This is a genomic window from Enterobacter sp. RHBSTW-00901, from assembly GCF_014103115.1.
GTDB classification, from domain to species: domain Bacteria; phylum Pseudomonadota; class Gammaproteobacteria; order Enterobacterales; family Enterobacteriaceae; genus Enterobacter; species Enterobacter cloacae_P.
Genome location: NZ_JABXPB010000001.1, coordinates 3371408 through 3389416, shown reverse-complemented (window position 1 = coordinate 3389416; position 18009 = coordinate 3371408). Strand labels below are relative to the sequence as shown.

The 18009-nt window shown below is 54.3% G+C and carries 20 protein-coding genes; 6 read left to right on the top strand and 14 right to left on the bottom strand.

Annotated features, from left to right (window positions below; translation table 11 throughout):
* Positions 1-13: 13 nt before the first annotated feature.
* The 5 genes from HV318_RS16355 to HV318_RS16335 are packed head-to-tail and all read right to left on the bottom strand — an operon-like array spanning position 14 to position 2481.
* Positions 14-655, bottom strand: coding sequence for an EF_0833/AHA_3914 family membrane protein (locus HV318_RS16355; RefSeq protein WP_182273539.1), 642 nt, complete (start codon positions 653-655; stop codon positions 14-16).
* Positions 656-668: 13 nt separating this feature from the next.
* Positions 669-1445 (bottom strand): DUF4311 domain-containing protein, encoded by a 777-nt coding sequence (locus tag HV318_RS16350; protein WP_182273538.1) that lies wholly within the window; start codon positions 1443-1445, stop codon positions 669-671.
* A gap of 22 nt (positions 1446-1467) precedes the next feature.
* On the bottom strand, positions 1468-1767 hold the full coding sequence (locus HV318_RS16345) for a DUF4312 family protein (RefSeq protein WP_182273537.1): 300 nt from the start codon (positions 1765-1767) through the stop codon (positions 1468-1470).
* A gap of 2 nt (positions 1768-1769) precedes the next feature.
* Positions 1770-2132: an SFCGS family glycine-rich protein gene (locus HV318_RS16340; RefSeq protein ID WP_002437459.1), complete on the bottom strand. Its 363-nt coding sequence runs from the start codon at positions 2130-2132 to the stop codon at positions 1770-1772.
* 10 nt (positions 2133-2142) lie between these two features.
* Positions 2143-2481 (bottom strand): glycine dehydrogenase, encoded by a 339-nt coding sequence (locus HV318_RS16335; protein ID WP_182273536.1) that lies wholly within the window; start codon positions 2479-2481, stop codon positions 2143-2145.
* Between the two features lie 416 nt (positions 2482-2897).
* On the opposite strand from HV318_RS16335, the gene HV318_RS16330 reads away from it, so the two are divergent.
* Positions 2898-3053, top strand: a complete 156-nt coding sequence (locus HV318_RS16330; RefSeq protein ID WP_182273535.1) for a Hok/Gef family protein — start codon at positions 2898-2900, stop codon at positions 3051-3053.
* 70 nt (positions 3054-3123) lie between these two features.
* Here the strand turns inward: HV318_RS16330 and cybC are convergent, their stop codons facing one another.
* Both cybC and pmbA read right to left on the bottom strand, forming a co-directional pair.
* Positions 3124-3510 (bottom strand): cytochrome b562, encoded by a 387-nt coding sequence (cybC, locus tag HV318_RS16325; RefSeq protein WP_182273534.1) that lies wholly within the window; start codon positions 3508-3510, stop codon positions 3124-3126.
* A 106-nt stretch (positions 3511-3616) separates the two neighbouring features.
* Complete coding sequence (gene pmbA / locus HV318_RS16320; RefSeq protein WP_182274613.1) at positions 3617-4969, bottom strand: metalloprotease PmbA; 1353 nt, start codon at positions 4967-4969, stop codon at positions 3617-3619.
* Positions 4970-5064: 95 nt separating this feature from the next.
* Between pmbA and yjgA the strand changes: the two genes are divergently transcribed.
* Positions 5065-5616 carry a ribosome biogenesis factor YjgA gene (gene yjgA, locus HV318_RS16315; protein ID WP_182273533.1) on the top strand — a complete coding sequence of 184 codons (552 nt, stop codon included), beginning with the start codon at positions 5065-5067 and terminating at the stop codon, positions 5614-5616.
* Between the two features lie 99 nt (positions 5617-5715).
* On the opposite strand, the gene mpl is transcribed toward yjgA, so the two are convergent.
* Complete coding sequence (gene mpl / locus HV318_RS16310; protein WP_182273532.1) at positions 5716-7089, bottom strand: UDP-N-acetylmuramate:L-alanyl-gamma-D-glutamyl-meso-diaminopimelate ligase; 1374 nt, start codon at positions 7087-7089, stop codon at positions 5716-5718.
* Between the two features lie 198 nt (positions 7090-7287).
* Here mpl and fbp point away from each other — a divergent pair, with 198 nt between their 5' ends.
* Positions 7288-8286 (top strand): class 1 fructose-bisphosphatase, encoded by a 999-nt coding sequence (fbp, locus tag HV318_RS16305; RefSeq protein ID WP_182273531.1) that lies wholly within the window; start codon positions 7288-7290, stop codon positions 8284-8286.
* Between the two features lie 151 nt (positions 8287-8437).
* Positions 8438-8794, top strand: coding sequence for a helix-turn-helix domain-containing protein (locus tag HV318_RS16300; RefSeq protein WP_182274612.1), 357 nt, complete (start codon positions 8438-8440; stop codon positions 8792-8794).
* Here the strand turns inward: HV318_RS16300 and HV318_RS16295 are convergent.
* The 5 genes from HV318_RS16295 to ytfQ all read right to left on the bottom strand — a co-directional run bounded on the left by HV318_RS16295 (position 8766) and on the right by ytfQ (position 14966).
* Positions 8766-10337 carry a methyl-accepting chemotaxis protein gene (locus tag HV318_RS16295; RefSeq protein ID WP_182273530.1) on the bottom strand — a complete coding sequence of 524 codons (1572 nt, stop codon included), beginning with the start codon at positions 10335-10337 and terminating at the stop codon, positions 8766-8768. The two genes, HV318_RS16300 and HV318_RS16295, sit on opposite strands and share 29 nt — an antisense overlap.
* Before the next feature lie 96 nt (positions 10338-10433).
* Positions 10434-11432 carry a galactofuranose ABC transporter, permease protein YjfF gene (gene yjfF / locus HV318_RS16290; RefSeq protein ID WP_182273529.1) on the bottom strand — a complete coding sequence of 333 codons (999 nt, stop codon included), beginning with the start codon at positions 11430-11432 and terminating at the stop codon, positions 10434-10436.
* Positions 11419-12444 (bottom strand): galactofuranose ABC transporter, ATP-binding protein YtfT, encoded by a 1026-nt coding sequence (gene ytfT / locus HV318_RS16285; protein ID WP_182273528.1) that lies wholly within the window; start codon positions 12442-12444, stop codon positions 11419-11421. Before ytfT ends, yjfF begins: the two co-directional genes overlap by 14 nt.
* 10 nt (positions 12445-12454) lie before the next feature.
* Positions 12455-13957, bottom strand: coding sequence for a galactofuranose ABC transporter, ATP-binding protein YtfR (gene ytfR, locus HV318_RS16280; protein ID WP_182273527.1), 1503 nt, complete (start codon positions 13955-13957; stop codon positions 12455-12457).
* Between the two features lie 52 nt (positions 13958-14009).
* A complete protein-coding gene (ytfQ, locus tag HV318_RS16275; RefSeq protein ID WP_182273526.1) occupies positions 14010-14966 on the bottom strand; it encodes a galactofuranose ABC transporter substrate-binding protein YtfQ in 957 nt (318 codons plus the stop codon).
* Between the two features lie 309 nt (positions 14967-15275).
* Here ytfQ and ppa point away from each other — a divergent pair, with 309 nt between their 5' ends.
* On the top strand, positions 15276-15806 hold the full coding sequence (gene ppa / locus HV318_RS16270; protein ID WP_010427397.1) for an inorganic diphosphatase: 531 nt from the start codon (positions 15276-15278) through the stop codon (positions 15804-15806).
* Positions 15807-16020: 214 nt separating this feature from the next.
* Complete coding sequence (locus HV318_RS16265; protein ID WP_182273525.1) at positions 16021-17604, top strand: methyl-accepting chemotaxis protein; 1584 nt, start codon at positions 16021-16023, stop codon at positions 17602-17604.
* 58 nt (positions 17605-17662) lie between these two features.
* Here HV318_RS16265 and HV318_RS16260 read toward each other — a convergent pair whose 3' ends face one another.
* Positions 17663-18007 (bottom strand): gamma-glutamylcyclotransferase family protein, encoded by a 345-nt coding sequence (locus HV318_RS16260; protein WP_182273524.1) that lies wholly within the window; start codon positions 18005-18007, stop codon positions 17663-17665.
* Between the last annotated feature and the right edge of the window lie 2 nt (positions 18008-18009).

Genomic DNA, 18009 nt, shown 5'->3' with positions numbered 1-18009 from the left:
GCGCCCGCGGGTGTTAAAGGGCGACCGGGAACAGCCAGCCTAAAATCATCGCACCGAGGATCGCACCACCGGTGATCGGCTTCTGCCAGAGATAGAACAGCAGTGCGCCTGCAAGCGACCCGATACCAATCGGAATGGATGCAGTCATGGCGCTCAGGATAATCAACGGCCCGAGGAAGCGCCCGGAAGCGTTACCTGCCCCCATCATCACGTCAGCACCGTAGGTCGAGTTACTCTGATTGATGGTGAACTTACGCGCCAGAATGATGACGTAACCAATCGCCAGACCAATCACCAGGCCGGTGATCAGGGCGGCAATAAAGTTGGTCACCGGGAACATGATGCCCGCTCCCAGCAGCAATGCAGGAACGCCGAGGCCAACGCCAGTCTGGATAGCCCCGCCGATATCTAAAATCCCCACCAGCGAGCCTTCGATGATACGGGCGAACAGGAAGCTGGCACCAAAGGCCGCTACCGCGCCGTAAACACCGGTATCAATCCCTGCTTTCAGCATCGCCACAAAAGCCACTTCGTTAAACGCGCCAATGCCGTAGAGGTAGTACATGTGCGTCCCGGCGAAGACGCCGGAGGAGAGCAGGCCAACGAAGATCGGGAACGACCAGTCGGCATACCAAAAACCTTTATTCTGTTCCATGTAGAGGCTCCTGTTATTTACCGCTGAGCGAGTTGTGGATCATGTCGAGCCAGTTCGGCACGGTCAGATGGAAGGATTCGATCATCTTCATATCGAAGCCACGGAAGAAGCCGCTCAGGACGAACAGCGCCACGATGGCCACCATCATCACTTTGGTGACGTGGTTCCAGCCGCTCTCTTCCACGCCTTTACCGATCAGAATACCCAGCACCAGACCCGGTACGGCGTTACCCATGATCAGCTGCGCCGCACCGCCAAACACGGTGGCCCAGAAGCCGGATTTTTTGCCTGCATCGATGGCCGCCAGCCAGAAGATAACCGGCATGACGGTGTTCACCAGCAGGTTAGCTGCCGGTACCAGCACCTTAACGGCCGTCACCTGAAGTGCAGCCGGAACGGAGGAGGCGGTAAGGTTAAGGAAGGTCACGACGATCATGCCGATCACGCCGCAGGCAATCGCCATCTTGCGGGGATCGTGGAGTGTTTCGCCGACGTTACGGTTTTTGAGCATTAGCGCCGCTGCGCCCCAGTTCGGGATAATGCGGTGGTCAACGTCCTGAGTGAATGCACCTGCGGCCACGGAAGAAGCCCAGGCGTTAAAGAAGAAGCCTAACCCAAAAGAGAAGTGAGAAGCCGGGTCCCCTTCACAGGAGTTCAGTTCCCCCAACGTACGAAACGCGCCCATACCCTGAGTGGTAGGCGCATGAAACATGCGTGCAGCCCCGGCCCCCACACCGACGCCAACCAGGCCGCCAATGATGAGCGATTTTATTAATATAATTAAGAACATCAGTCTGCCCTTTTATGAAGAATCAGCGTTGCGTGACGAAATCCACCCGATCAAGATTGATGGCAGTCACGTTGACGGTCACATCCAGCTCCACGCTGTAGGTGCGTCTTTCCCGGCGCAAAAAGAAGAACAGGAAGGCTTCTTTACGCACCACTTCTTGCGCCTGAACAACCTGCACATCCTGTGGCTCAATACGCAGTAAGATATGCGGTGAGGCTTGCATCACCGCGGCCTGAACGTGGTTGAGCGCATCGGCAAAGGCGCGCGCCTTGGCATCGCCTTTGCCCTTCACTCTCACGGTGGTCGTGAACTGTTCTTTCATGCTTATGCGCCGTGCTTCTTCTGCCACGCCTGTACCAGACGCTCGCCCAGCTCTTCTTTATCCATAAAGCCGAAGCCCAGCACGTTGCAGCCTTCGTTGATGGCGGTTACTCCCTCTTCCACAGAACGCATGCCGTATTTGGCTTTGTAGCCATATTTGGTTTGCGCAGTAATGGCACCCGCGCCACCGCTGCCGCAGAAGGAGATGCCGAAGGTGGCGTTTTCCGCTTTCATCACGTCACCCAGTTTCATATCTGCCGCCACCCCCGGCACGACAACCGCACGTCCACCTGCCTTTTCCACGCCGGCGGCCACTTTCTGACCTTTACCCAGGCGATCGCCAATCACGACTGTAATCTGTTCCATGTGTTGCTCCTTAAAGGTTGTCTTTCGCGACTTCAAAGTGAACGGAGAGCAGCCAGGCCTCTTCATCAGGAAGGTTGCCAAACTGCGCCACCACTTCGCGGGCAAGTCGCATTGAATCGGGTGAAATCTCGTCGAACAGCTCTGCTTCTACTTCCGGCAGCGGCTCGCCGGTCACAGACCGGTGCGCCATCGCGCGAACGTGTGAGGTCAGCATCTGTTCCTGTACTGCATTAGGGATGATGTTGTGCCGGGCCAGCAGGGTATAGACCTGCTGCAGCATGGTGTTAGCGAGCTGTTCTGTTTGCACCGCCTGATCCCCAACGTCGTTCATTACCGCTCCGTTAATCACTCGTCTTACCCCGTTAATGGCTCTGGAATAAAACTAACGATGACGGCAAAGGGTTTGTAGCGAGTTGTTTTCCACTTCGAAGTGGAAAGGAAAGCAGCAGCAGTGATCTGTGCCACATAAATACGCTGAATTTGAATAAATCAATGCATTTACGTGATGAATATCACTCAATCTGGCGGCACAAAAGGGATGAGTAAAGCAGAAAAGATTACGAGCAGACTCGTAGAAATGTGACGTGGATAAGGTTTTCTTATGGGGATTCGCTAGAGTGGCGACGGGTGCTTGAGACTGACCGTCTCAGGCATGGGACGGAAAGTGGAAAGCCCCGCCTGATAGAAAATCAGGGCGGGGGCTCGAAACGACACGCACAACCGTGGAGTTCGCTACCTCGCCCGCTTTAAAGCAAGGAGGCATCCATGAAACGCCAGTCCCTGATTATCCGGGGTTTGATGATTATTGCTTTGACAATAATCATTTTAACGCTGGTGACGAGGAAAACACTGTGCGAGATCCGTTTTCGAAACGGCTCGTTTGAAGTGACAGCGCGGATGGATTGTCGCTCCGGAAAGTAGGGAGCAAGCATGCGGGGGCGCGTAATGCGCCTCCGCACACGGAGAAAGGGCGTACAGCTCAGGCACCCAATTAACGATACTTTTTGTGATACGTATTGCGTGTCGTCACAAACTGATCGGCTGCTGCACGAGCTTCTTTCACTTTGCCTTCATTCGCGAGCTTCAGCGCACCGTCGATCTGGCCCACCAGCACGTCAAAGCCGTGGAGATAGTCCTTCATCTCGGCGCTGTCAGCCGCTTTGTTTTCCAGCTTAGGTGGCGTGGATTTTTTCGAGTCTAATGCCGCCTCACGCATTTTGGTCAACGCGTCTTTCATTTCTGCTGCATTGTCCGTTTTCTGAACGATCTTCAGGTTTTCACTGAGAATACCCATGTTGCTTTCAAGATCGGCAGCAAACGCAGAAGAGCCAAGAACCAGCGTTGAAGCCGCGACGATCGCTAACAGGTGTTTACGCATTGCTCACTTCCTTTTTTATTATTCACGATAAGCGTCATACCCTAAATAATTCGAGTTGCAGGAACGCGTGCAGCCAACGCACCTGCAGCTTGAAGTATGACGGGTATTATTGACCGGCAATTTTCATTTCCGGCAGAAGAACTGAACCACACTGTATATTGCTACGTGTTTCAATATCGTTACCGACAGTAACAATATTGCGCCACATATCTTTCAGGTTGCCGGCAATAGTGATTTCACTCACAGGATACTGGATTTCACCGTTTTCAACCCAGAAGCCCGCCGCACCGCGAGAGTAATCCCCGGTCATGCCGCTCACGCCCTGGCCCATCAGCTCCGTCACCACCAGGCCGGTCCCCATCTCTTTCAGCATCTGCTCAAAGTTCAGACCTTGCCCGGCAATACGCCAGTTATGAATGCCACCCGCGTGACCCGTGCTTTTCAGCCCCAGCTTACGTGCAGAATAGTTGGTCAGCAACCACTGGGTCAGAATACCGTCTTTGATGATATCGCGGCGTTCTGTGCGCACGCCTTCGCTGTCGAATGGCGTAGAAGCCAGACCTTTAAGCAAATGCGGATGCTCTTCGATAGTCAGCCATTCCGGCAGGATCTGTTTACCCAGCGAATCAAGCAGGAACGTCGATTTACGGTAAACCGAGCCACCGGCAATCGCCCCGACCAGATGGCCAAACAGGCCAGTCGCCACTTCATTGGCAAAAATAACCGGGGCTTTCATGGTAGAGAGCTTACGCGGTGACAGGCGAGAAAGTGTGCGCTGCGCACACTCAGCACCGACCCACTCCGGAGACTGCAAATCCTCCAGCGCACGGCCAATGGTATAGGCGTAGTCACGCTCCATATCGCCATTTTCTTCGGCAATCACACAGCTGGACAGCGAATGACGGGTCGAGCAGTAACCCTGCAACATCCCGTGGCTGTTGCCGAATACTTTGATGCCGTAGTGGCTGTTGAAACTGCCGCCTTCGGTATTGGTGATGCGTTTATCAGCCTGCAGGGAGGCCTGCTCGGCACGCGCAGCCAGTTCGATCGCTTCGTCCGGGGTGACTTCCGCCGGATGGAAAAGATCGAGATCCGGGGCATCAAACGCCAGCAGCTCTTTGTCGGCAACACCTGCGTAAGGATCGGGGGACGTATAACGCGCGATATCCAGCGCAGCCTGCACCGTACGGGCAATGGCATCCGGGCTGAGATCGGTCGATGATGCACTGCCTTTGCGATTCTGGTGATACACCGTGATCCCCAGAGCACCATCGCTGTTGAATTCTACATTCTCCACTTCGCCATAGCGGGTACTCACGCTAATGCCAGTGGTTTTGCTGACCGCCACTTCCGCGCCATCTGATTTACCTGAAGCGAGCGTCAGCGCGGTGGAGACGGCTTCTTCCAGAAGCTTACGCTGCGCTTCAACTTGTGAGGTTACTTTCATCGCAAATGCCATACTGTAAGAGAGAGTTAACTGAAGTCTAACAGAGAACCGTTTTTCAGTGCGCGTCTTAACTGGTAACATTAGCCTCTTTTTTTAAGGAGCCTGACATGACTAAGCAGCCCGAAGACTGGCTCGACGACGTTCCCGGTGATGACATCGAAGACGAAGATGATGAGATCATCTGGGTCAGTAAAAGTGAAATTAAACGCGACGCCGAAGAGTTAAAACAGCTTGGCGCAGAAATGGTAGAACTGGGTAAAAACGCGCTGGATAAGCTCCCGCTCGACCAGGATCTACGTGATGCCATTGAACTGGCACAGAAAATCAAAAAAGAAGGCCGCCGCCGCCAGCTTCAGCTTATCGGTAAAATGCTGCGTCAGCGTGACGTCGACCCGATTCGCCAGGCGCTGGACAAGCTGAAAAACCGCCACAACCAGCAGGTTGCGCTGTTCCATAAACTGGAGCAGATCCGCGATCGTCTGATTGAACAAGGTGATGATGCTGTACCAGAAGTCTTAAATCTGTGGCCAGACGCCGACCGCCAGCAGCTGCGTTCTTTGATCCGCAACGCGAAGAAAGAGAAAGAAGGGAATAAGCCGCCGAAATCTGCGCGCCTGATTTTCCAGTATCTTCGCGAGCTGTCTGAGAACGAAGAGTAACATTCGAACCGCCTGTTCCCCTCACCCTGACCCTCTCCCCAAAGGGGCGAGGGGAATTGAACAGCCTCTCCCCTTTGGGGAGAGGCTGTGGTGAGGGGATTACTCGACCACTTCCGCTTTTTTCGCCAGACCGTCCAGCAGTTTCTGATGGATCCCACCAAAACCGCCGTTGCTCATCACCAGAATGTGATCGCCAGGCTGTGCAGATTTCACCACCATATCCGCAAGCGTATCAACGTCCGCACTCCAGTGCGCAGGCTGTACGCAGGCATCGGCAACTTCCGCCACCTGCCACGGAATATGCTGCGGCTGCAGCAGGAAGACTTCATCGGCACGCCCTAAGGATGGTGCGAGATCGTCTTTGCAGATGCCCATCTTCATGGTGTTAGAGCGAGGTTCCAGTATCGCCAGAATGCGCGCCGTGCCCCCCACTTTGCCGCGCAGGGCAGCAAGCGTCGCCAGAATGGCCGTTGGATGATGTGCGAAATCGTCATACACCGTGACACCGTTGGCTTCGCCACGCAGCACCAGACGACGGCGGGCGTTCACAAATGAACCCAGTGCATTGGCCGCATCCGCAGGCTGAACGCCCACATGACGTGCCGCAGCAATCGCCATCAGACCGTTGTGCATGTTGTGCTCGCCCACCAGGCCCCACTTCACCTCACCCACTTTTTCGCCGTCGAGCAGCACTTCCCACTCAGAGGCATCCACGTTGAGTTTTTTCGCCTGCCAGTGGCCCTGATCGCCCACCAGCTCCTGCTCGCTCCAGCAACCCATCGCCATCGTCTGCTTCAGGTTGATGTCGTTCTCCGGCAGGATAATACGGCCCTGACCCGGAACAATGCGCACCAGATGGTGGCACTGCTTCTGAATCGCTTTCAGGTCGTCAAAGATATCCGCGTGATCAAACTCAAGGTTGTTGAGGATCAGCGTACGTGGGCAGTAATGTACGAATTTAGAACGTTTATCGAAGAACGCACAGTCGTACTCATCGGCTTCGATCACAAAGAATGGACTGTCACCCAGACGTGCGGAGACGTCGAAATTACCCGGTACACCACCAATCACGAAGCCAGGCTTGTAACCACAGGCCTCAAGGATCCAGGTTGCCATCCCGGCGGTGGTGGTTTTACCGTGAGTACCGGCAACAGCGATCACCCAGCGGTCGCGCAGCACAAAATCATGCAGCCACTGCGGGCCAGACATAAATGGAATATTGCGTTCCAGCACCGCTTCAACACACGGATTACCACGGGTCATGGCGTTACCAATGATCACCAGATCCGGCTGCGGCTCCAGTTGGCTGACATCGTAGCCCTGAATAAGGGAGATGCCCTGCTTCTCCAGAAGCGTGCTCATCGGCGGATACACATTGGCGTCCGAACCTGTCACTTCATGGCCCAGCGAGCGCGCCAGCATTGCCAGTCCGCCCATAAAAGTGCCACAAATCCCCAATATATGAATGCGCATACGTCACTATCCTTCTTCAATGTGGCGCACATTTTACTCACATGTCAGCGCCTGTGAAACGCATTTCAGGTAAATCCGTATGCTGCTGGCGCGATTCACCTCTGCGCTAACATTTGAATGTTTGTTAAGATTGTTGGGCTTTAGTCGTTTTAGTGAACATACAATCGCTCTACTCACATAAGATGCAGGGAAAGTGTTATGAAAACGTTAGGTGAATTTATTGTCGAAAAGCAGCACGAGTTCTCTCATGCTACCGGTGAACTCACTGCTTTGCTGTCGGCAATAAAGCTGGGCGCTAAGATCATCCACCGTGATATCAACAAGGCCGGTCTGGTCGATATCCTGGGTGCCAGCGGTGCCGAGAACGTTCAGGGCGAGGTTCAACAGAAACTCGACCTGTTCGCAAATGAAAAACTGAAAGCTGCACTGCGCGCACGCGACATCGTTGCGGGTATCGCCTCTGAAGAAGAAGATGAAATTGTTGTTTTCGAAGGGTGCGAACACGCGAAATACGTCGTTCTGATGGATCCGCTGGACGGCTCCTCCAATATCGACGTTAACGTTTCTGTCGGTACCATTTTCTCCATCTACCGCCGCGTCACGCCTGTTGGCACGCCGGTGACCGAAGAAGATTTCCTGCAACCTGGCAGTCATCAGGTTGCTGCCGGTTACGTCGTATATGGTTCGTCCACCATGCTGGTGTACACCACCGGGTGTGGCGTTCACGCCTTTACTTACGATCCGTCGCTGGGCGTGTTCTGCCTGAGTCAGGAACGTATGCGCTTCCCGGAGAAGGGCAACACCTACTCCATCAACGAAGGTAACTACATCAGATTCCCGAACGGCGTGAAGAAATACATCAAATTCTGCCAGGAAGAGGATAAAGCAACCCAACGCCCGTATACCTCTCGCTACATTGGCTCGCTGGTAGCGGACTTCCACCGTAACCTGCTGAAAGGCGGCATCTACCTCTACCCAAGCACCGCCAGCCACCCTGACGGGAAACTGCGTCTGCTGTACGAATGCAACCCGATGGCGTTCCTGGCCGAGCAGGCCGGCGGTAAGGCGAGCGACGGTAAAGAGCGTATTCTGGATATCGTGCCAAAAAGCCTGCACCAGCGCCGTTCGTTCTTCGTCGGTAACAACCATATGGTTGAAGATGTTGAACGTTTTATCCGGGAATTCCCGGACGCGTAATACCCTTAGCAAAGGGAGCCTGGCTGGCTCCCTTTCTCATTTATATATTTTACCGTATAAGTGTTTATAAAAAATACGCTTTAATATTCACCACTGCTCCTGCATTATTTCCATAACAGTTTGACAGATATTTCGTGGAGCATAACTTGTGATGAAAAACTATTCTCGAGCCAATACCGGTATTGATTTAAATCTTATCCCCGTATTTATTGAAGTGGTCCGCTGCGGCAGCATGGCAAAAGCCTCAGTGCGTCTGGAAATGTCCCGCCCGGCGGTAAGCCTGGCATTAAAACGCTTTAGCCAACTCTTTGACGAACCATTATTTTTCCGCAAAGGTTTATATCTGGAACCAACCGAAAAAGCGTTAGCCTTAACCAGCTCGCTGGAAATATTAGTGGGTGATATTCACGATAATCTCGGGGCGATAAATTCAGCGACAAATAAAACCCTGGCACACAATGCACCAGGGCTGGATATTATTATGCAACAGCCTGAGCCGTCAGTTTGAATGATGACATGGCTTCCATCAGCTCACGCGACTGCTCTTCCAGCGAGCGTGTCGCGGCAGAAGATTGTTGCACCAGCGCCGCGTTTTGCTGCGCGGTTTCGTCCATCTGATTCACCGCGATATTCACCTGCTCAATACCGCGACTCTGTTCCTGAGACGCGGTAGCAATTTCGCGCATCAGTTTGGTCATGCGCAGGACTTCAGTCGCGATTTCGTCCATCGTTTCACCGGCCTGCTGCGCCAGCTCGCTGCCCTCGTTAACGTGGGTTTGCGAATCACTGATAAGCGAACGGATCTCTTTTGCCGCATCGGCACTGCGGCTGGCCAGGTTACGCACCTCACCTGCCACAACGGCGAATCCACGTCCTTGTTCACCTGCGCGTGCGGCTTCAACAGAGGCGTTCAGCGCCAGGATATTGGTCTGGAATGCGATACCGTCGATGACGCTCAGGATGTCGGCGATGCGCGCCGAGCTGCCAGAGATATCCCGCATTTTCTCGATCACATAGCAGACCATTTCGCTGCCGTGATCGGCAGTGTCGGACACCGACTTCGCCAGCTGGTGTGCCTGTTCGGCGTTATCGGCATTAAGTTTCACCGTCGCGGTGATCTCTTCCATGCTGGCCGCCGTCTGCTCCAGCGACGTCGCGGTGGATTCGGTGCGCTGGGCAAGGTTCATATTCCCCGCCGTTAGCTCACGGCTGCCGGTATCAATTTGTGAACTGGCATCGCGCACCCGCATAACCGAGCCCATTAGCGACTGACGCATCTCTTCGATGGCCGCGTTCAGACGGTTAAATTCCTGGCTCGCAGGTGCATTCAGCGTATGGGTTAAGTCCCCCGCTGCAACATGTTCAAGCTGCGCAATGGAGGCAGAGAGCGGCTTCAGCAACATATTGCGCAGCACCAGCCAGGCCAGCACAATAATCCCGGCCGTCAGCAGCGCCGCCACGACAATCAGGATCAGCACCCGGTTTTTACTCGATTGCACCGCGCTCACTTCCGCTTTTCCGCGCGCTTCGCTCCATGTCTGGAACGCCTGCATATCGTTATCAAACTGCTTCGCTACCGGGATCAGCCTGTTCTCCAGCAGATCGTAGTAGCTGTCTGCATTCTGGTCGTTCAGGGCTTTCAGCATCGGGTTGATCCCTTGCTGGTTATACGCCGCGAGACTCGCCGCGACCTTATCCAGCAACTGCTGTCCTTGTTTGTCCGCCACACCATCGTCGATCACGCTTTTCAGCGTTTTTTGCGCCTGGATGACTTCCTGATTGATGGTTTTCACCGACTTCGCCGCATCGTCCAGCATGCCGATTTCCATCATGCGGACGGCCTGGCTTGCTTCATTGCGCGCACGCAGGATCAGCGTATAGCCAGAATTAAGCTGCACCATCTGTTCACCCTGAAGGTGGTTGATGCGCTGGAGTGAAGACGAACTCTGTGTGAGGGCATAAATACCAATGCCGCTGACAATCAGCAGCAGAAGGGTCATAACGGCCAGTAACGAAAGCAAGCCGGTACGAATCGATAGCGTTTTCAGCATGATATTATTTCCGGTAGCGAGATATTTCTGGGCATAAAAAAAGATTATCGGCCGCTACCGGAAAATGTTTAGACTTTAAGCAAATTCAGCGTGTTATCACTTTGTTGCTGATGTGCTTACACGCGTAACAGGCGAGTTCTGGCGGTTCTCCCACAGTACCGTCAGGCCACGTTGCAACGCGATAAAAATAAAGAGCAGAATGCCGATGGCGATTTTCGTCCACCACGAACTGAGCGTGCCGTCGAAGTTGATGTAGGTCTGAATCAGCCCCTGGATCGCCACGCCAAACAGCGTCCCGAGCACCGTTCCCACCCCACCGCTGAGCAGCGTTCCGCCAATCACAACCGAGGCAATGGCATCAAGCTCCACGCCCACCCCTGCCAGAGCGTAACCGGCCTGGGTATAAATGGAGAAGACGATACCTGCCAGCGTCGCCAGTCCGGTAGAGAGCATATAAATGCGGATGGTGGTGCTGCGGGTGGAGATCCCCATCAGGTTCGCCGAGGTGGCGCTGCCGCCAATGGCGTAAACCTGATTACCAAACCGGGTGCGATGAGCGAGGAAGATCCCAATCACGACCACGCCCAGCATCAACAACCCCATCGCGCTCAGGCGGCCACCGCCAGGGATTTTCCACGCCAGGCTGGAGAGCGTGTCGTAAACCGGATGGTTAATCGGAATGGACTCTTCCGACACCAGATAGCTGACGCCGCGCAGAAAGAACATTCCCGCGAGAGTGATGATAAAGGCCGGGATTTTTAGCGCATCTATCAGCAGCCCCATAAAGGCACCAAACGCACAGCCCAGCACCAGTATCAACGGGAAGGCCAGCAGCGGTGAAATGCCCCAGAAACCGATCGCTTTCGCGAGAAACACACCGGTAAACGCGATCACCGAACCCACAGAGAGATCAATCCCGCCCGAGAGGATCACAAAGGTCATGCCGACGGCGATAATGCCTAAAAAGGTGTTATCCGTCAGGATGTTGCAAATGACGCGCGTGGAAGCAAAGCCGGGGAACTGGGTCAGGCAATAGAGATACCCCAGCACAAACACGCCCAGCGTGATCATCAACGGTAAATTACGTTTTATCATGGCCACGGATCCCCTTAATGATGCTAACAAAGCGCGGCGACTGAACAATCAGCACGCAGAGCACGACCACCGCTTTCACCACCTGGTTGAGTTCCGGCTGAAAGCCGGAGAGCAGGATACCGGTATTCATTCCCTGAATAATCAGTGCGCCGACTACCGAGAGCAGCAGGTTAAAGCGTCCGCCCATCAACGATCCGCCGCCAATGACCACCGCCAGGATCGCATCCAGCTCCAGCCATAACCCGGCATTGTTGGCATCAGCCCCACGGATATCTGCCGCGACAATGATCCCGGCGATGGCAGCGCAGACACCGCTCAGCACGTAGGTCAGCATCACCATCAGCCGGGTATTCACCCCGGCGTTTCGCGCGGCGCGAATGTTGATCCCAACCGCTTCAATAAACATGCCGAGCGCCGTTTTACGGGTAAACAGCCAGAACACCACTAACGTCACCAGCGCAATAATGACCGGCGTCGGGAAAAAGAGCAGCTTACCGCTACCGAGCCACGCCAGGCCCGGCGAGTTGAAAGTGACAATCTGACCGGAGGTGATCAACTGCGCCACCCCGCGTCCGGCCACCATTAAAATCAGCGTGGCGACAAACGGCTGGATCTTGAGAACCGCCACCAGGATACCGTTCCACAGCCCGGCCAGAACGCCCGTGCCTAATGCTGCCAGCAGTACCACCGGCAGGCTATGTCCGGCCACGGTCATCGAGGCGGCAGTGGCACCTGCAATCGCCATCACTGCACCAACGGAAAGGTCGATACCGCCGGTGGCAATGACCAGCGTCATGCCAATCGCCAGCAGGGCCACGGGAGCGGCGCGGTTTAAGATGTCTATCGGGCTACCAAACAGGCGGCCATCCTGCACAATAATCTGGAAGAAATGCGGGGCGACCAGGCTATCGACCAGCAGTACCAGCAGCAGCGCGGCAATTTGCGGCGTGCCGGTCGGCCAGTTAAAGCGGCGCTTTGACTCACCAGTTTGCGAAAGCGAACGGGGCATCACGATTAACTCCTTATGCCGCGATGGCATTCATGATTGCCGGAACGGACAGTTTATCCAGCGGGATCTCTGCCACCTGCTTGCGATCGCGCATGATAATCACGCGATCGGCATACCCCACCAGCTCCTCCAGTTCGGACGAGATCACCAGCAGCGCCAGCCCGTCGGCACAGAGCGTTTCGATAAGCCGGATAATTTCGGCATGCGCCCCGACGTCAATACCGCGCGTCGGTTCGTCGAGGATCAGGAACTGGGGTTTAGTCAGCAACCAGCGTGAAAGCAGTACCTTCTGTTGGTTACCGCCGGAGAGAAACTCAATGGGTTGTTCCGCGCTCGGGGTGCGGATCCCCAGCTGGCGGATAAAGCGTTCGGCAATCGCATTTTGTTCTTTACGCGGAATCGGTCGTAACCAGCCACGCTGCGCCTGCAGAGCAAGAATGATATTTTCCCGCACGGAGGCCGCGGCAATAATGCCGTCCGTTTTCCTGTCTTCCGGGCAGAACCCGACCCCCAGACACGAAGCCTGATGTGGCGATCGCAGCGTTTGCGGTTTGCCTTTGATCAACGCGCTGCCGCTGTCGGCAGGTTTGATCCCGAAGATCACTTCGGCGGTTTCGGTACGGCCTGATCCGAGCAGGCCTGCCAGGCCGACAATCTCGCCGGGGCGCACCTCCAGATTAAACGGCGAGATCGTCCCTTTTTTGCCGTAATCGCTGAAAGCAGCGACCGGTTTATCGCTCAACAACGTGCGGCCTGCACGCTGGAGCGCATTGGTATCCAGCTCACGGCCCAGCATCATTTTAACCAGCTCAATCTGCGGTAGCTCACGGGTTTCGCGACAGCCGGCAAAACTGCCGTTGCGCAGCACCGTAATCCGATCGCTCACTTCATACACCTGATCGAGGAAGTGGGTGACGAAGATCAGGCTCACCCCCTGATTGCGCAGCTGGCGCATCAGAGTAAAGAGCATCTCCACTTCCTGGGTATCGAGGCTGGCGGTCGGTTCGTCGAGGATCAGCACTTTCGCAGAGAGATCGATGGCACGGCAAATGGCGACGATCTGCTGCATCGCCACGGAAAAGCGGTTTAACGGCTCGCGGACGTCGAGGGAGAAACCGTAAGACGCCATCAGTTTCGTTGCCCGCGCTTCCATCTCTTTACGCCGTAACAGGCCAAAGCGCCGTGGCTCACGGCCAATAAACAGGTTATCCGCCACCGACATATTCGGCAGCAGGTTCACTTCCTGGTACACCGTCCCAATTCCCAGCTGCTGGGCATGGGCGGTATTTTTTGGCGAAATCGCGTTGCCTTCCAGCCAGATGGAACCACGATCGGCGTGATAAACGCCGGTCAGGGCTTTAATCAGCGTTGATTTTCCCGCACCGTTCTCACCCAGCAGCGCCATGATCTCGCCACGTCGCAGGCTAAAATCGACGTTATCCAGCGCCTTTACGCCAGGGAAAAATTTGCTTAATCCTTCTGTGCGGAGGATTTCCTGGTGTTGTTCAGTGGTCATGGTTATCCCCCTCACCCTGGCCCTCTCCCCATAGGGGAGAGGGGAACGGGCATTAGTAGCCCATATTTTTCTTCTTCTCTAACTCTTCTTTGGCAGTATCTGGCAGGTAGAGTGTGGATTTAGTGATGGTCAGCTTCTCAGGCAACGTGCCGTCTTTCTTGAATTTCTCCAGCGCATCAAATGCCGGGCCGGCCATGTCTGGCGTCAGCTCAACGCTGGCATTCGCTTCACCGTCCATCATCGCTTTGTAGATATCCGGCACGCCATCGATAGAGCCGGTGAGGATATCTTTACCCGGCTTCAGGCCCGCTTCTTTAATGGCCTGAATAGCACCGATCACCATGTCATCGTTATGGGCGTAAACCATGCAGATGTTCTTGCCGTTGTTTTCAGCCTTGATAAAGCTTTCCATAACCTCTTTACCCTTGCTGCGGGTAAAGTCACCGGACTGAGAGCGGATAATCTTGATGTTCGGCGCTTTAGCGATGGCTTCTGCAAACCCTTTCTTACGGTCGATAGCCACGCTCGCGCCCACCGTACCCTGCAGCTCAACCACGTTACACGGTTTGCCACCCACCTGTTTCACCAGCCAGTCTCCAATTAATTGACCCTCAAGAATGTTGTTGGCGGTGACGGTGGTCATATAGAGAGATTTGTCTTTTACATCAATGGAACGATCGAGCAGGAAGACCGGGATCTCAGCGTCTTTGGCTTCCTTCAGTACCGGCTCCCAGCCTGTGGCCACCACCGGCGCAATGAAGATGGCATCCACCCCCTGAGCGATGAAGGAACGCACGGCTTTAATCTGGTTTTCCTGTTTTTGCTGACCATCGGCAATCTTCAGCGTGATGCCGCGTTTCTGGGCCTCGCTTTTCGCAACGTTGGTTTCAGCCGCACGCCAGCCGGATTCAGACCCGACCTGCGAAAATCCTACGGTTAAAGGTGCGGCCATCGCCATAGACGACATGGCTGCCGAAACTGCTGTGACAAGAAGTAAGCGCTTCCACATATGAACGTCCTCGTAGGGGTGTTTATTGTTGGTTAAAAGGTGTTCTGCGGAAAAACTATAGACAATACGAGATGTAACGGATTGCGTTACATCACACTTCAGAAAAGTGAATAAAGCGTTAATAACAAGTTTGTAATCGCTTTCATTTTGCCATGAAAAATGCAGCTGTGATTATGGACTTTCCTGCTATGAAATTGCTCTGAAAAGTGGGAAGAATGAGGAGAGAAGACGAAAACAGGCGGAGACATTCAGCGCCAGTTGGCTATAATACCTGCCACTTGTTTACCATCCATTTTAAAGGACACAGACATGAGCTTACTCAACGTCCCTGCGGGTAAAGAACTGCCTGAAGACATCTACGTTGTTATCGAAATCCCGGCTAACGCAGATCCTATCAAATACGAAGTGGACAAAGAGAGCGGCGCGCTGTTTGTAGACCGTTTCATGTCTACCGCAATGTTCTATCCATGCAACTACGGCTACATCAACCACACCCTGTCTCTGGACGGTGACCCGGTTGACGTGCTGGTCCCAACACCATACCCACTGGAGCCTGGCTCCGTCATTCGCTGCCGTCCAGTTGGCGTGCTGAAAATGACCGACGAATCCGGTGAAGATGCAAAACTGGTTGCGGTTCCGCACACCAAACTGAGCAAAGAGTACGATCACATCAAAGATGTGAACGACCTGCCAGAACTGCTGAAAGCACAGATCACTCACTTCTTCGAGCACTACAAAGACCTCGAAAAAGGCAAGTGGGTTAAAGTTGACGGCTGGGACAACGCTGAAGCTGCGAAAGCAGAAATCATCGCGTCCTTCGAGCGTGCAGCTAAGAAGTAATTCTTACCGCTGATAGTAAGCCCCGCATGTCGGGGCTTTTTTGTATCCGTTGCAAATTGTCACAAAAATGTCACAAAGAGATTTTCGCTCACGATATTAATTAGATAGCGCTTTTTACCTGCCTTACCTCCGCTTTGCCCCCTTAAAGTCCGCCTTCTACAGGTCGATACCTCCCCTGCGTGACCGCGATCGCTTTTTCACTTAACGGGAAATCATGAAACTCAACACACTCACAATTGGACAACGTCTGGGGCTTCTGGCGTCGCTTCTGCTGCTTGCGACCCTCTTGATTGGCCTGCGTGGCCTGCTGATCAATAGCGACAGCCGGGCGCAGAACGAGCAGATTATGACGATGGAACAGACCATCACCCGCAGTATCGACACCGCCCGTAATGCCCAGGTGCAATTCAAAATTCAGGTTCAGGAGTGGAAGAACACGCTGATTCGCGGTGCTCAGGGGCAAGAGGCATTCGATAAATACAAACAGGCCTTTATTGCAGAAAGCCAGAACACTCAGGCACTGCTGACACGCCTGAGCGAATTACTGCCAGAGATTGGCATGGATAACCAGCAAGTGCTGGAAACACGCGACATACACGCCGGTCTTGAACAGAAATACCTGGCGGCACTGGCCACTTATCAGGTGGGTGATGCCACCAGCGCCCAGCGTGTGGATCAACAGGTTACGGGGATCGACCGTGAACCCACTAAAATGATCGACAATGTCGTGGCGCGTACGCTGCAACATGCTCAGGCGCTCCACCAGCAAACTATCGCCCGTAATCAGGAGCAATACCAGCAGACGAAATGGATGTTAATGCTGACAATGGCCCTCACACTTGCCGCCGGACTGCTCGTCACCTGGTGGCTAATCCGGAGCATCACCCGCCCACTGGCACAGGCTGTCATCATTGCCCGTACCGTCGCCGCCGGGGACTTACAGTCCAGCTTTACCGTTGACGGGCGTGATGAAACGGCTGAGCTGATGCGTGCCCTTCAGGAGATGAATGACAACCTCACGCGTATCGTCTCTGGCGTACGTAACGGCACCGAAACCATCGCCACCGCGTCGGCGCAGATCGCCAGCGGTAGTCACGAGCTTTCATCCCGTAACGAAGCACAGGCCAGTGCGCTGGAACAAACTGCCGCATCAATGGAGGAGCTCACATCGGTGGTGAAAAGTAACGCCGAAAACTCGCGTACCGCCAGCGATCTTGCCAGAAGTGCCCGTCAGGTTGCCAGCCAGGGTGAAGAGGCGGTTGAACGCGCAGTACAAACCATGAGTGAAATCCACAATTTCTCCAGTGAAATCAATACGATTATCGGTATGATCGACAGTATTGCCTTCCAGACCAATATCCTGGCGCTAAACGCAGCCGTTGAAGCCGCGCGTGCAGGCGCTGAGGGGCGTGGCTTTGCGGTAGTTGCTGCGGAGGTTCGTGCGCTGGCACAGCGTTCAGCCGCCGCCGCCAAAGATATTCGCGTTCTTATCGACCGTTCCGTGAACCGTATTGACGAGGGGAATGGGCAGGTGAAACAGGCCGGTGCAGCGATGGCAGATATTCTGCACAGCGTCAGTAAGGTGAGTGAACTGATTGAGGCGATTTCACATGCCAGCCATGAACAGAGCACCGGAATTGATCAGGTGAATGTGGCAGTGACCCATATGGATGCGGCTACACAGCAAAACGCCACCTTGTCGCAGGAATCTTCTGCGGCAGCACAGGCGATGCATCGTCAGGCGGAACAGCTGCTGGATACGGTACAAATATTTAAGCTACGTCAGGAAGCGGTTTAACGCTGATAAGCTCTTGCACTGAAAAAACAACGCCACCTTACGGTGGCGTTGTCGTTTTTCAGTACTGGTCTCTGTCTAACCAGTTACCGCTTTCAATCCGCGTTAACCCTTCGACCGGACGCTGATAGACGTACATCCATGCACTTCCATATGGCGTCTGGATCAACTGGCGTGCGTATTCACCGCCCCTGGTGCGCAAGGCATCAAGTTCGGCAAGCGTGGCATTATCAATACGATAAACCTCACCCTGTACCGTTCCGTCCCCCGGAACCGCGCCTGGATAGTGGCCCAGACTGTACAACTGGTAGTTCTCGATATTGTAATTTCCCAACAACTGGGCGTTGGTCATCCAGTGACTGTTGCCTTGCTTGGTTCGTAAACTGCCGTAAACAAATATTCGCATTG

Excerpts from the sequence above, each read along its gene's own strand:
- HV318_RS16355 (WP_182273539.1), bottom strand. The coding sequence starts at position 655 with ATGGAACAGAATAAAGGTTTTTGGTATGCCGACTGGTCGTTCCCGATC.
- HV318_RS16350 (WP_182273538.1), bottom strand. The coding sequence starts at position 1,445 with ATGTTCTTAATTATATTAATAAAATCGCTCATCATTGGCGGCCTGGTT.
- HV318_RS16345 (WP_182273537.1), bottom strand. The coding sequence starts at position 1,767 with ATGAAAGAACAGTTCACGACCACCGTGAGAGTGAAGGGCAAAGGCGAT.
- HV318_RS16340 (WP_002437459.1), bottom strand. The coding sequence starts at position 2,132 with ATGGAACAGATTACAGTCGTGATTGGCGATCGCCTGGGTAAAGGTCAG.
- HV318_RS16330 (WP_182273535.1), top strand. The coding sequence starts at position 2,898 with ATGAAACGCCAGTCCCTGATTATCCGGGGTTTGATGATTATTGCTTTG.
- cybC (WP_182273534.1), bottom strand. The coding sequence starts at position 3,510 with ATGCGTAAACACCTGTTAGCGATCGTCGCGGCTTCAACGCTGGTTCTT.
- pmbA (WP_182274613.1), bottom strand. The coding sequence starts at position 4,969 with ATGGCATTTGCGATGAAAGTAACCTCACAAGTTGAAGCGCAGCGTAAG.
- yjgA (WP_182273533.1), top strand. The coding sequence starts at position 5,065 with ATGACTAAGCAGCCCGAAGACTGGCTCGACGACGTTCCCGGTGATGAC.
- mpl (WP_182273532.1), bottom strand. The coding sequence starts at position 7,089 with ATGCGCATTCATATATTGGGGATTTGTGGCACTTTTATGGGCGGACTG.
- fbp (WP_182273531.1), top strand. The coding sequence starts at position 7,288 with ATGAAAACGTTAGGTGAATTTATTGTCGAAAAGCAGCACGAGTTCTCT.
- HV318_RS16300 (WP_182274612.1), top strand. The coding sequence starts at position 8,438 with ATGAAAAACTATTCTCGAGCCAATACCGGTATTGATTTAAATCTTATC.
- HV318_RS16295 (WP_182273530.1), bottom strand. The coding sequence starts at position 10,337 with ATGCTGAAAACGCTATCGATTCGTACCGGCTTGCTTTCGTTACTGGCC.
- yjfF (WP_182273529.1), bottom strand. The coding sequence starts at position 11,432 with ATGATAAAACGTAATTTACCGTTGATGATCACGCTGGGCGTGTTTGTG.
- ytfR (WP_182273527.1), bottom strand. The coding sequence starts at position 13,957 with ATGACCACTGAACAACACCAGGAAATCCTCCGCACAGAAGGATTAAGC.
- ytfQ (WP_182273526.1), bottom strand. The coding sequence starts at position 14,966 with ATGTGGAAGCGCTTACTTCTTGTCACAGCAGTTTCGGCAGCCATGTCG.
- ppa (WP_010427397.1), top strand. The coding sequence starts at position 15,276 with ATGAGCTTACTCAACGTCCCTGCGGGTAAAGAACTGCCTGAAGACATC.
- HV318_RS16265 (WP_182273525.1), top strand. The coding sequence starts at position 16,021 with ATGAAACTCAACACACTCACAATTGGACAACGTCTGGGGCTTCTGGCG.
- HV318_RS16260 (WP_182273524.1), bottom strand. The coding sequence starts at position 18,007 with ATGCGAATATTTGTTTACGGCAGTTTACGAACCAAGCAAGGCAACAGT.